The organism is Nostoc sp. MG11, assembly GCF_014904695.1.
In the GTDB taxonomy this organism is placed as follows: Bacteria; Cyanobacteriota; Cyanobacteriia; order Cyanobacteriales; family Nostocaceae; genus Komarekiella.
Genome location: NZ_JACXXN010000018.1, coordinates 39,666 through 52,634, shown reverse-complemented (window position 1 = coordinate 52,634; position 12,969 = coordinate 39,666). Strand labels below are relative to the sequence as shown.

Below are 12,969 nucleotides of genomic sequence, written 5' to 3'. Positions count from 1 at the left end.
GTAATCCTGGCACACTAACATTCTTATGTAAAAAATATAAAAGTTTATATATAACCGTTACTTTCAACAAGTATAAATTTAGTATTACTACTTTTTGATATTCAGTAGTATAGCTATATGTAAGTATATTTCTACAGAAAAGTAGAAAATTATAATAAATAGATAATTAATTAATCAGTTAACTTTCGTATAGTCCTTTTCAAGCAATAAAAAGGACTCATCATGCTACCCAAGTAAAATTGCATTTCAAAAAGCGCAATTAAATCACTTTTTAAGTGACCTCTATACTTAATTAAATGCTCTAAAACTCGGCGCAAATTACCCAAAAAGGTTCTCACCAACACTATTGGTTTTTGCCAGTTTTTAGTATTGATCAAGCGTAACTGACAAATACACAGACCACAACCACGAGCCAGAGTTAGTAAGTAATCTTTTTCTAGTCGCCAATGTGGTATTTGGTGATAAGTATGCATGGTTGGGTTATACCAAATTTGCCAGCCTGCATAGTGGATATAAAGCAATGGCTCATAGTCATCACCCTGTACTAAAATGCCAGGTAATTTTCCACTTAGTTTAGGTCGTTGTGGAACATTCTCACACCATGCTTGTTTACGGACAACAAGAGCCGCACCAGGAGGAAGCCGTAAATTATCTGGATCAAATAAATGTGGTTCTATTCCGTGTTCTCTGATAGCTAAAAAAGCTTGAATTCTCTCAAATTTTTCTGGTGGCTTCACTTCAAAATCACCATGAATTTGCCCACTCCAAGCACCTGCTTGAGGATGCTCAGTACCAAATGCATAGGCTTCTGCTAGCCAATTAGGATCAGGTAAGTTATCATCATCTAAAAATGCAATCAACTCACCTCTAGCTTCACGTACTGCGCGTAGTCTTGCGAAGGCGGCTCCCTGTTCGGTTTCTAAAAAGTACCTCAATGAAAAGTTACTATTGCAGATTTTTTGGTAATTTTCTACTACCTGACATGTATTATCGGAACTATTATTATCCACAACAATAATCTCCCAGTTGAGATTTGCTATTCTCATCTGGGTAAAAAGTCTATCTAAAATTTTAGGTAAACGAGTTGCTCCGTTATATGTAGGAATGGCTACAGTAATATCTAAGCTTGCATTTAATAACTCAGTCATATGTATTAAAGTTATTTATTATTAGTTTTTAAATATCCGTTTTTCCACAGATAAAAAGGGCTAATAAAGCTACTAATAAATAGTTGCAACTCACAAGCAGCAACTAAATCATTTTTTAATTTAGTTTGATATTTAATTAAGTGAAAAGCAATTTTACGGATGTCATTTATCATATAAGCTAAATAAATAACTGGTTTGTATATAGGTTTTATATTTACCATTCTCGTTACATATCGGCTAAGTCCAATACCTTGAAAAAAGGGAATTAAATAATCTTTTTTTAACCGAAAGCTAGGTATTTTATGATAAATTTCCATCTCTGGGTTATACCAAATTTCCCATCCTGCTTTTTGAATGTAAGACAACATTTCTAAGTCTTCACTGGTCAGCATGTTGCCATTAGCTCTACCAGTTAAAATAGACTTGTCTGGCACACTTTCTAACCAAGCTTGTCTGCGAATAACAAGTCCAGCAGAAGGCGGTAACAATTTTTTTGCAGGTTCATAGAGTAGCGGTAAATTTCCTCGCTCTGTAATTGCCAAAAATGGAGCAATTCGCTGAAAGTTTTGCGGTGGTTCTACTTCCCAGTCAGGGTGAATTTGGCTACCATAAGCTCCCACTTTAGGATACTTTTGACCAAAAGCATAAGCTGCGGCTACCCAAGTTAATAGTGGGTAATTATCATCGTCTAGAAAACCTATCAATTTACCTTTAGCTTCTTCAACTGCTCGTTTTCGAGCATAAGCTGCTCCCTGTCGTGCTTCAAAGCAATATTTTAAAGGGTAAGGACATTGCCAATTTTTTTGAAAGGTTTGAACAACTTTAGCTGTTTGATCAGTGCTGTTATTATCTACAACTATAATTTCCCAAGTTAAATTTTCTGTGTGAATTTGATTTTTTAGTCGCTCTAGTAGTTCAGGCAAACGACTTTCGCCGTTATAAGTTGGGATGGCTATAGTAAAATCAACGCTCTCAGTCATCTTCCCAAAGTTATATTTTATTAAAGTGCTTTTTGAGGATGCCCAGCAAATGCTAAAAATGCAACAGGGCGTATTGCATGGCTAATTGAGTACAAGTAAACAATAATGTTTAAAACCAGAAACTTGCATCTAATGTTACAATTTTGCTCTTAAGGTGTAGTTTCCCGTCCCGTATTATTACAGAAATTTTTGCAGCATTTCGCTACCAAAAAAATTTATTTAATTGCATTGAGAGTCTTTTGCTGTTCGCATTCCTCCAATGAGAGTATCCACAATGACACATCGCTTTACACTGCTAGCGCTATTATTTCCTTGGGGTACAGCTAATACAACTTTTAACCCCGTATCAGGAGCATTATTGTTAGTCTTAGGTGCCAAAATACCCATGTAATCAAAAGTAATCGTTTGTGGTGCGCTGCTATTAAAGCTAGAAGCATATGTGAGCGAACTGACGGTATTTACTTCGCTAAGATTTGTACCAAGCAATACCTGTCCCGGTTGAATTCCCAAATCTCCACCCAAATCACGCCAAAAACTGTTAGGTGTAGAATCCTTGGGATGTATGGCAATTTGTGTAACTTTAGTGGTGTTATCAGTTGTAAAGCTGACACTGTAGCTCAGTTTTTTCTTTTTAGCTTCTCGCTGTGCTTCCTGTAATGCGGCTACAACGGCGTCATTAACCTTATTTACCCGCTGCCGATTTGCAAAGGCGAGCCAACCAGGAGCCGCGATCGCACCTAAAATACCTATCATCACCATCACTGCGATTAATTCCAGTAAACTAAAGCCAGCATCATGTCGGGTGTATCTAGAAGCATAGCGCAGCCTGTTAACCAGATATCGCTGTTTACTGTTCCTATTCCAGTCACCGGGGTGCAATAACTTCAAACTTAAATTTTCCATAATTTAGCTGCTATTGAATAATCCTTTGATTTTCAGCTTTTACTTGGTATACAAATATCCGCGTCCTTGTACTCGTACACTTGCATTTGGAAAATAAGTTCTTTTGCTATCACTGTACTTCAGTTTATTTGGATCGTTTTCAATACGAGCTAGTGCATTACCTCGTATAAAAACCTGTGCTGTTGTATTAACTCTATCAATACATGCATAAAAGCCAGTCATTTTAGCCGTATCACGAGTATTAAAGGTAGCTGTAGCTGGTAGACTGATGGGGGAACATGCTACTGGTGGCGCTGGATTTAATGCGTCGTCAGTTTTGGTTTGATCAATAAAATCAACAAGCACTATGGAGTTAGCGTAACCTACAGCTATATCGTCTCCGCTTGCATCTTCATATCCACTGAGTCTTTTCCAACCATTCATTTTTTCCTCAATGGAGCCTACTCCATCAAGCTTAAATAAAGCAAAACCCTCACTAGGACAATTATCATCACTAATATAAGTGCCACTATATCCAGGACAAGCTACACCACCAGTGGTAGCCGGCACACCATCCTTAATTTGCCATCTAACGATGCGAGCAGCTTTAGACCAAGTGGTGTTACTGTCTTTAAGTAAATAGTAGGCAACCAATGAATAAACAAACGTATCATTCTTATCATTATTATCGCTTGTAATTGGAATTACCTTGCTAGCTAATTCTCGCTTCCAAAAGACAAGTACAGGAACTCTGTCTGTGCCGTTAGGTATTTGAGGCCCGTTATCGGTGGTTTGAGAGAGAGCATTGATACCTGTTTGATCATAAATATAGATTGCCTGCTGTAAATCACGGGCAATGTAATCCAGTGCAGCTTGAATTTCTTGCTCAGAATTTGCCTTAGCTTGCTCCTGTCTGTCTGTGTTCATAATGTTGATCATGAATCCCATCAACGGCGTTATAACAAGGAATGCCAGAATCATGGCTATCAGCAATTCAATCATGGTAAAACCACCAACTTGCTGAACGGCCTTGGAACGTGTCAGATGGCTCCTGAGTAGGAATTTTAATGTCCTCATCATATTGCGGTATTCTCTTTACTGTCTTTACTGTATGGATACAAAGCGCTCAATCGCATAATGTGAATTTGCCCAGTCTTTTATTGGCAGGCTTGATCGGTTTTAATACCAAGACGCTGACATAAAGCTTGAAATGATGTTGTACTACTAGCAATGTCGGTTGTCATTTCTATTAGTGGTGCTTGACGCTCACCTAATCCGCCTGTGAAAGTTAGTTGTGTCTTCTTAATATCAAGACCTGTGCTGGCAGTTATATTATTAAAGTCAACATCTGCCCGGTATACCCGAATTCCTAGACGATAACCATCGTTTACAATAGTACTTTGGACAATTCGCTTAGCCTGAATGTAAAACAAATTGTTGGTATTGCCAGCACAGCCTGGATTGCTAATAATGCCGTCCTTTTGAAAGCAATATAAAGTATTTTTAGTCGATTCTTCGGGAAGGGGCATCTTTGTAAAAGTGTTAATTAAATACTCACCTGGTCTATCTACAAGATTTCTTTTAATAGTTGTGCTTGGTGCATCTAGTGCAGGAGTAATTTCACTTGGTGCTGCAATCGCTCCAGTCCTGAGGCCATCAATGAATGTTTTTGTTGCTTGGGTTGCTAGTTCTACACGTCGAGACTGAATGCGGGTCGCTGTTGCTAAGACGATTACAGGTGCGATCGCTGTTAGTAAAATAGCAACTACGAGTAGTGCTACTAATGACTCAATAATCGTAAAACCAGACTGATCAGAAAGGCAGCTTATTTGCTGTTGTTTGCGTTTAATCATTGCGAATCACCAACTTCTAAGATTTGATTAGTTAGTCACAACGACGTTGATCTTCGTCGATTGCATAAGTATCGTCGGCTTTTTTAGCACACAACAAAGTTTTCACCCAGGCATCATCTCGACCAACTTCCCGAAAGTACTCATCTGGCAGATCATCTGGCGTTCTCACCAATTTTTGGGCAAACAAATCAGGCGACTGAGAAAGCAACCCGACATCATAACCCCACTGCCGTGTAGGAGCTATATAGAAGGGAGCCGTACCGTTATTACCAGTGATTGGGTAAAAGGAGGCTGCCAATGATGCCCTAAATGGTCCAGTAGCATAGGCGCTGCGCTTGAACTGGATAAAGGAGCCGTTAATTCTCGCCTTTACAGCATTTGCTACACCGCTAGTTGGGTTCCAGTTCTCGATAAACCGTACAAAGTTATGCAAACCACCGTTATCTTCAGTGGGGCGTGCAGGGGTGTCTCCTGCTGCTGCGGCTAAATTGAATGTCGTTTCGGTAGCTATTTGTAGCCAGTTGCGCGTAGAACCAGTGTTTATTATCTCAGTGTTATCTTCGTTATCATCATTCGTCGGGTTTTGAACTTGTAAAACTGGGATTAAACGCGGATTGTTGATTGTACCAGAGGCTACCGTTTCAGTAAGCCTTGGAGGAGTGTCGTTATTATTTGCTGTAGTTGTCCTAAACCATAAGGCGTTGTTTTGTAGGTCAGGTCTAGTTGCAGCAGAACTAAAAGCGCTCAATGGGTAAGCATTTACCTTTCCATCTTTGATACCCAAGATAACAGGTTGACCACCATCTAAGGCCAATGCACCGGTTGTGTCATCGCGCTTAAAAGCAACCCGACGCGGATACATTTGAGTGGAAGGAAAGGCAGTAACCGTTGTACCTGCATTTGTATTTGAGCTTGACTTATCTAGAGTTCCATCAAGGGCAATATTCGGAACATTATCAGTCCCACCAAGTAACCATGAGCGTCTATTGTTAGCTGGGGTTACTGAGTCAATATAGTGAACATACCAGTCTTTCGCTGGATCACATTCGGAAACAGGTAATTTTGGACAAACCTCCATCAAATACTCTGGGGCATTTATCCGGCGCTGAATTGGTGTGACAAAGTTATTGAGGTAAGAACTACCTTGAAAAGTTTGTGATTGAATAGTAATAGTAGGCTCAAGGTCTCTAGGCACGCCGCTATTAGACCAGTCAAAATTGGTGACATAGGCATTAGCAAAAAAGCCATTATTTGTAAACTTGTTAATGGAATTACTATTCCCTAAGTTATTATTCAGGTCATAGTCTCCCTCATTGCGGAAACCTAGCCGGAAATTATTAGAAAGTAAAGTTACAGCATCTGCCAACACGCTTGCAGGTCGCCATTCATCCCCAGTAGCACAGTTTGGAAGCCTTGGGTCACCTGAGCGACAAGCAAAGTTAACGTTGCGAGTAGCTGCGGTGCGAGTATAGAAGTTGCCCCAATCATCTGCTAATGCCGTTGTAAACTCTTGTTCAGTGTGAAGATTAAAGTTACCCTTGACATATACAGGCAGATTAGAAGCCAAAATTAGTCCTTTCTCTGTGTCTCTATAAGAATTTGTCCGCCAGACTTTTCCGCCATTGTTCAACATAATCGCGTTAGGACGGCGAGTTGGGTCAAGTATAAAGTCAACAGGGCTTCGTGTATTCTGGTCTTGTTTCTTTTGTGCATTTGTGCCAGAACTAAGTTTAAGCGCACTCAAATCTAAAAGCGCATCATCACGAGTAGCGTAGATAATACCGCTATTAGGTAGTAAATACTCTGTTACTGTTGCTGAACCGCCACTGATAGTTTTTCCTCGCAGCTTATCAATATCTAATACTGTGGCGCGAATTTCTAGAGGTTGGCGTTGTTCCTTAGACAGGTTGTAGTTTGCTGCGTCTGGTACAGCTGCATTAACTGTTCCATTACCATCCGCGTTAGTAAATGTTTCAACACCCATTGTTACATCTGCGTGAATTGCCTTAACCTGTCTGGGGTCAAGAAAGGCAGTTTCCATAATTGCGCCGTGAGGAATGTCGGTATCAGTGGGGCTACCAATAGTGCCGTCTAAAATTTGCAGGGCGCAAACTGCCGATTCTACAGCAGATCTTTCTGAAAGAGTGCGATTGGCAACTGGTTGTATTGTAGACGCTGATGTTATTGGTTGCGTATATAAACTGTTTAGTATCGGGTTTACCAAACGTCCATTGGGGTATTTTAGTTGTGCTTGGTATCTCAGCGCTGCTGCATAAGTTGTTTCACCAGCAGCATCAGGAGGAGAGTAGACTACGCCATTGTTAGAATTTCCAGCGTTGGCAGCAGTAACATTTGTAGTGGGGTTAGGAGTAATAACGCCTACAGGGAAGACATCAGGTAGACCTGCTTTATTTCTGGCTGTAGTGCTACTCGTGGGGTCATAGTAGCTACTAACACAAGCAATAGGTTGGGGAGCCGACTGACTGTAGCTGGTCTTGTTGTAGTGGTAGACTACTGACGCCCGCATTCGTAGATAGGGAGTATAAGTCGGGTCTGGTAAGGTGATATATGGATATAGACTGCTGGTTGGTTCAGTAGCGTTGCCAGAAGCAACTGGCATCATGTCTGACCAAATATCTTTAGTAGTAGTTGTGGCGTTGGAAAAATCAGTATCACCAGCAATACCTGTCGTAGTGTAACCACTAGGTAGATAAATACCCGCACCAGTTATAACTCGCAAGCCACCAGAAGGATCTTGTGGACTAGTCGGTATTTTAGCAGCTGCTAATTCCCAATCTTTATCTCGGTCTGTAGCACCAAAATCAGCCAGTTGTTGTACTTGGGTGCGACGAGTACGAACATTAGGAGCCGGAGATGGAGGAGTTCCGTCATCCCAAATCTTATCTGAAATAGCTTGAGTGTCTTGGGTATTTGGCCCAACAAAGGCTGTTCCGTTCCACCAGAGTTCAGGTAGATTATTACCAACTAAAACCCGATCACCTAAAGATTGTTCATTACCTGCCAAAGTATTTAGCTGCTTAGTTGGCTCGGTTGCAGTAGGGTAAACCTTGGTACTGCCATTTAGGTGCAGCGGCAGACCAAGCGTAGCATCTGGATTTGGGGTTGTAGTGCTAGTTGTAGGGGTAGTGGAATACTGGAAGGGATATATCCAAACATCTTTTGGACGTAGTGTATCACCACTACCTTCGAGTGGGCTGGTCGTTGCGTAAGGGGTTAAAGCATCGCCACCAAAACCAACCTCTGCATAAGGTACACGACGAGTCCGTCTTTTAAAGTAGTTATATAGCTCTTGTTGACGAAATAGCGCCGTATCATCTGTGGTGTAACCAGGTGTATTCTGCTGCTGCTTGATAATGCCATCTTTAACTTCCTGCGGGTCAGTACTACCAGTTGAATCTAGAGTCGTCTGAGCACTAACTAAGCGATTGAGGCGCTGCACATAAGCTAGACTGTTGTACGCTATTGCACTTGGTCCAGCAGCCACTGATTTATTAGCCGTGATATTTGGAGGCGATGAACTAGGATCAATGCTTTTGCCCTGGTATAAATGTACATTTGTAGCATTCCCTAAATCGCTTGCATCTGTGAATCCACCAGCGCCTAAGTTTCCACCAACGGTAATTTTGCCATTGTCAGCTGTATAGAAACAGGATGCTAAACTGCTAACCTGGTATAGATTCGCACTATTCCCTGGTGAAGCAGTGAGGAAGTTACTATTGGTAAAAATTCGCCCATTCAATCTGAACGCAGGACCAGGGCTAAGTCCTATGTCATCTTCATAAATAACGGCATTGTTAACGAGAGGAAGTTGCACGCGTTCTTGTTGATACTCTAAGGCAGAGAAGCCTTTATTCCCTTTGTATTTCTCATAATTAGCAGCCTGAGCAGATGGAGGGTCAGTGGTAATAGGAACGTTGGCAGTGTAAACAAAAAAACTTTTTTTCAATTTACCGCCAATATTAAACCAGCCAGTCTCGCCTACTAAGGTGGCACTAGTTCCTAGAGTATCTCCACAATCTCCACTCACACTACCAGCAGTCATTGGTGGAGTTCTCGCCTCTAGGGAATTTCTAGCACGGGTATATGCACCATCACTTATGGGAGGATTTCTAAAGTAAATTCCATAAAGAGTATAGCTATCAAATTTGCCGTTGTTGTCGGTATCTACAGGGTACAGCCATGCTGTCTTTAAGTTGTCTGAGCCTTGAGTCAGCTGTAGTTGAGTTTCGTCACCAAAAGTGTATTCGTTGATATTGGGTATTGTTGTTAAAGTAGAGTACAACGCATCATCTGTTGGCGTAGCTCTTGGTAGTCGTCCATCTTGAAATAACTTGTTTAACTTGGCTCTAGCGCGATCAATTGCTGGAGTTGCAGCATTGAGTGCAGCCTCATTAACTCGAACATTACTAGCATTTTTGGAGCGTTCAAAAGACCGAAATAAAATCGCAGTTGTTAGTAATACGACCACTAAAGCTACCATTGCCACTGTTGGCAATACAAAACCAGCATTTACTGAGCTTCGTTTCTTTCCCGTGACAACAAAAATCCGCAGAAGCCAAATAATTTGCTTTTTAATTGCAGATAAAAATTGCTTGCTAATTTGTATGAAGACTTTTTTTATTGCCTTGAATGTCCGACATTTTCGAGACATAGCTGCTTCCCTATCAAGTGATTTGTGGCGAATTATGGATTGTTTATTGGTAAAATCAAGGATGCCTGTAAATTAATTTTGGAGGCAAAACTTGAGATTGTAGTTGTGCGAGTACTGCATATTGAGTTACTAAATTTCTAATTAAAATGGCGGTAAAAAACAATTTATTAAAGTTATATCATTGATAAATTGTTTAATTTAATCCGGGAAATACCGATTTTTTGATAATTATTAATTCTGGAAGGGTAGAGCATAAAAACACCATAACTTCACAGTAAGTTTGCGGATATCTGTTTTATCTGAAGGCAACTTCATGAAGATGTTGTTAGCAGAGTAAGCTTATAGTACCCATCTGTTAAAGGAAATATGTCAGTTGGGTGCAAGATGATATGTAGTAAGCGTTTAGCTTGCACTCTTCTCAACTAGGGGAGTCAGGAGTCAGAATGCAGAAAGTTACTTTTTCCCATTGTTTTCTCACAACAGGGTTAGGCAGACTAATTTTCGTTCGCCTGAGTGCCGTATCTGACTTTATATTAAGTAAGTGGTATGAAAGGGCTGTTAAAGAAGAAAGTTGAGATTTTAAACGCGAAGGGACGCTAAGGAAAGCGCAGAGTAACGCAAAGGAATCTCTCTGCATTCCACCGTACTCTTTGAGGGAAGCTACGTGTAGTGACGACCATAGGAGAAGTTATGCGCTCATACTTCTGTCTGCATTAGAAAAAAGGATATAAGCTATGACAACAAGATTAGATACCTTGATTAATTCTCTAGAAGGTCTAGAAATTATCACCGAACCTAGCCAAGTAGCAAAATTATCTCAGGATTACCACACCTTTAGCCCTGTGTTAATGCCGAAACTAGAGGGAAAAGTGGGGGATATTGTGGTGCGTCCTGCCAACGAAGAAGAGGTTTTAAAAGTTGCAGCTGCTTGTGCTAAATATCGTGTACCCGTGACTGTGCGGGGTGCGGGAACTGGAAATTATGGGCAATGCGTACCGCTGCACGGTGGTGTAATTCTTGATATGACAAGGATGCACGAGATTCCTTGGGTGAAACCGGGAGTGGCGCGGGTAGAAGCTGGGGTAAAATTGGCGGCGTTGGATAAAAAAGCCAGAGAAATTGGCTGGGAAATGCGGATGACACCCTCTACGTACCGCACAGCGACAATTGGCGGATTTATTGCTGGTGGGAGTGGGGGTATCGGGTCTGTACAATATGGATTGCTAGGCGATCGCGGTAATATCTTGGCCCTACGAGTTGTGACTGTAGAAGATGAACCCCGGATCATTGAACTGCGGGGGGACGATGTGCAAAAGGTGAATCATGCTTGGGGGATTAATGGCATTATCACTGAATTAGAAATTCCCTTGGGGCCAGCTTATCCTTGGGCAGAAGTCATTATCACATTTGATGACTTTATGGCAGCGGTAAATTTTGGTCAAGCACTGGGTAATGCTGATGGCATGATTAAGAAGTTGATTTCTGTGTTTGCATCCCAGATTCCACAATATTTTCACGCTCTGCAAGATTATATTCCTCAAGGTACTCACCCGGTATTATTGATGCTTGCTGAATCGAGTTTGGAATTATTACCTGGTTTAGTGCAGCAATATGGCGGTAAGATTACTTATCAAAAACCAGCCAATGAAGCAGCAAAAGGTACACATTTAGCAGAATTTACCTGGAATCACACTACCTTGCACGCCCGGACGGTAGATACTTCGATTACCTATTTGCAAAGTATGTTTCCTGCTAATCAAAGCTTGCAACTGGTAGAGCATCTATATCATCATTTTGGTGATGAGGTGATAATGCATTTAGAATTTTTTCGGGTGAATGGTACTGTAATTCCTGGTGCTTTGCAACTTGTGCGCTACACCACGGAGGAACGCCTCAACGAAATTATCCGCTACCATGAAGCGCAGGGTGTGTTTATTGCCAATCCTCACACGTATATTATTGAAGACGGGGGAAGAAAAGTTATTGATCCTGAGCAATTAAAATTTAAGGAAATGGTTGACCCTTATGGGTTGATGAATCCCGGTAAAAGTAAGGTTTTACAATTAAAAATTCATAATTAAAAATGCAACGTTAGAAAGTTAGAGACACACAGATTAGAATCTGTGTATATTTGTGTAACCTCTGATAGTTTGATTCAATAAACGTGAGGAAAATCCAAAATCACGCTACTTTGCTCAATGGTTTCGAGAGCACACCAGTGGCTCCATCATCCTAAAATCGCGCATGATTGACATTGACGGTTCCTACGGAGAGGGAGGCGGACAGGTTCTTCGCACTTCCCTGAGTCTAGCCGCCATCACTGGCGAACCTATACGTATTACAGGCATTCGCGCCGGACGCAAAAAGCCAGGATTAGCAGCACAACATTTAACAGCAGTTCGCGCTGCGGCAAGAATTTGTAATGCTCAACTCCGAGGTGATGCTTTGGGTTCAATGCTACTGGAGTTTATCCCCGGTAGTTCTGTACAAACTGGAGCTTATACTTTTGATGTGAGTGAAGCGCGGACTGGGGGTTCTGCTGGTGCGATCGCTCTAGTTTTACAGACTATTCTTTTACCTTTAGCACTAGCAAATGGTGATTCCCTAGTAACGCTACGGGGTGGAACTCATGTCATCTTCAGTCCGACAGTGACTTACATTGAGCAAGTTTATCTGCCAATATTGCAACGTATGGGAGTGGAAGCCCAAGTTAAGTTAGGCGCTTGGGGGTGGTATCCTCAAGGTGGCGGAGAGGTAGAGATGCGGGTGACTGGTGGTAGTAAACTTAGTGGGATCAACTTGCTAGAACGGGGAGATTTAAAGCAGGTGCGGGGACTAGCGGTAGTCACAGAACTGCCTTCGCATATTCCACAACGGATGGCGAATCGTGCCGAGAATTTGTTAAGAGAAGCGCAGTTGAAAGTTACTGTACAGGCTTTACGAGAAAAAGGTGTTGCACCGGGGGCGGGTATTTTCCTAACTGCTGAATATCAAAATAGCTTGACTGGGTTTGGTGGGTTTGGGCGTTTGCGGTTATCAGCGGAAACAGTTGCAGAAATTGCTTGTCAGCAACTACTGGACTTTCATCAAACTGGCGCACCAGTAGATGAACATTTAGCCGATCAGTTATTGTTACCAGCGGCTTTAGCCTCACAGGAAAGCCAATACCGAGTCGCTGAAATTAGTACACATTTAACAACAAATGCAGCGGTGATTGAGCAATTTGGACTAGGGCGAATAACTGTTAATGAAGTTGAGCAGATGGTTAGTGTGCAACCTTTGAAGAAGTAATAAGCTGTGAGGTATTTAATTTTGTATTACTATTTATCTGTTTCAGGCAGGACAGAAGAACGATAAGTTTTATTATTTTGGTGGTCAGGTTGCAGATAAAAAAATTTCAGATTAACGATTATAGTGTTTGCAAACACAAGCAC

The 12,969-nt window shown here is 41.4% G+C and carries 8 protein-coding genes; 2 read left to right on the top strand and 6 right to left on the bottom strand.

Features of this window, described 5'->3' with window-relative positions; genetic code table 11:
• Positions 1 to 170: 170 nt before the first annotated feature.
• The 6 genes from hpsE (HCR01_RS22565) to hpsA all read right to left on the bottom strand — a co-directional run bounded on the left by hpsE (HCR01_RS22565) (position 171) and on the right by hpsA (position 9,535).
• Positions 171 to 1,148 (bottom strand): hormogonium polysaccharide biosynthesis glycosyltransferase HpsE, encoded by a 978-nt coding sequence (hpsE, locus tag HCR01_RS22565; RefSeq protein ID WP_193198347.1) that lies wholly within the window; start codon positions 1,146 to 1,148, stop codon positions 171 to 173.
• Positions 1,149 to 1,159: 11 nt separating this feature from the next.
• Positions 1,160 to 2,128, bottom strand: a complete 969-nt coding sequence (gene hpsE / locus HCR01_RS22560; protein ID WP_193198346.1) for a hormogonium polysaccharide biosynthesis glycosyltransferase HpsE — start codon at positions 2,126 to 2,128, stop codon at positions 1,160 to 1,162.
• A 219-nt stretch (positions 2,129 to 2,347) separates the two neighbouring features.
• The gene (locus HCR01_RS22555) at positions 2,348 to 3,031 is read right to left on the bottom strand and encodes a Tfp pilus assembly protein FimT/FimU (protein ID WP_193198345.1); all 684 of its coding nucleotides are present in this window, start codon (positions 3,029 to 3,031) and stop codon (positions 2,348 to 2,350) included.
• A 39-nt stretch (positions 3,032 to 3,070) separates the two neighbouring features.
• Positions 3,071 to 4,087 carry a hormogonium polysaccharide secretion pseudopilin HpsC gene (gene hpsC / locus HCR01_RS22550; protein WP_193198393.1) on the bottom strand — a complete coding sequence of 339 codons (1,017 nt, stop codon included), beginning with the start codon at positions 4,085 to 4,087 and terminating at the stop codon, positions 3,071 to 3,073.
• Between the two features lie 80 nt (positions 4,088 to 4,167).
• Entirely contained in the window at positions 4,168 to 4,863 is a 696-nt protein-coding gene (hpsB, locus tag HCR01_RS22545) for a hormogonium polysaccharide secretion pseudopilin HpsB (protein WP_193198344.1), read from the bottom strand.
• Between the two features lie 31 nt (positions 4,864 to 4,894).
• Positions 4,895 to 9,535, bottom strand: a complete 4,641-nt coding sequence (hpsA, locus tag HCR01_RS22540) for a hormogonium polysaccharide biosynthesis protein HpsA (protein WP_193198343.1) — start codon at positions 9,533 to 9,535, stop codon at positions 4,895 to 4,897.
• A 734-nt stretch (positions 9,536 to 10,269) separates the two neighbouring features.
• Here hpsA and HCR01_RS22535 point away from each other — a divergent pair.
• Together HCR01_RS22535 and rtcA are read left to right on the top strand one after the other, a co-directional pair.
• Positions 10,270 to 11,616, top strand: a complete 1,347-nt coding sequence (locus tag HCR01_RS22535) for an FAD-binding oxidoreductase (protein ID WP_193198342.1) — start codon at positions 10,270 to 10,272, stop codon at positions 11,614 to 11,616.
• A 163-nt stretch (positions 11,617 to 11,779) separates the two neighbouring features.
• Positions 11,780 to 12,826 (top strand): RNA 3'-terminal phosphate cyclase, encoded by a 1,047-nt coding sequence (rtcA, locus tag HCR01_RS22530; protein WP_193198341.1) that lies wholly within the window; start codon positions 11,780 to 11,782, stop codon positions 12,824 to 12,826.
• Positions 12,827 to 12,969 lie beyond the last annotated feature (143 nt).

Excerpts from the sequence above, each read along its gene's own strand:
- hpsE (WP_193198347.1), bottom strand. The coding sequence starts at position 1,148 with ATGACTGAGTTATTAAATGCAAGCTTAGATATTACTGTAGCCATTCCT.
- hpsE (WP_193198346.1), bottom strand. The coding sequence starts at position 2,128 with ATGACTGAGAGCGTTGATTTTACTATAGCCATCCCAACTTATAACGGC.
- HCR01_RS22555 (WP_193198345.1), bottom strand. The coding sequence starts at position 3,031 with ATGGAAAATTTAAGTTTGAAGTTATTGCACCCCGGTGACTGGAATAGG.
- hpsC (WP_193198393.1), bottom strand. The coding sequence starts at position 4,087 with ATGAGGACATTAAAATTCCTACTCAGGAGCCATCTGACACGTTCCAAG.
- hpsB (WP_193198344.1), bottom strand. The coding sequence starts at position 4,863 with ATGATTAAACGCAAACAACAGCAAATAAGCTGCCTTTCTGATCAGTCT.
- hpsA (WP_193198343.1), bottom strand. The coding sequence starts at position 9,535 with ATGTCTCGAAAATGTCGGACATTCAAGGCAATAAAAAAAGTCTTCATA.
- HCR01_RS22535 (WP_193198342.1), top strand. The coding sequence starts at position 10,270 with ATGACAACAAGATTAGATACCTTGATTAATTCTCTAGAAGGTCTAGAA.
- rtcA (WP_193198341.1), top strand. The coding sequence starts at position 11,780 with ATGATTGACATTGACGGTTCCTACGGAGAGGGAGGCGGACAGGTTCTT.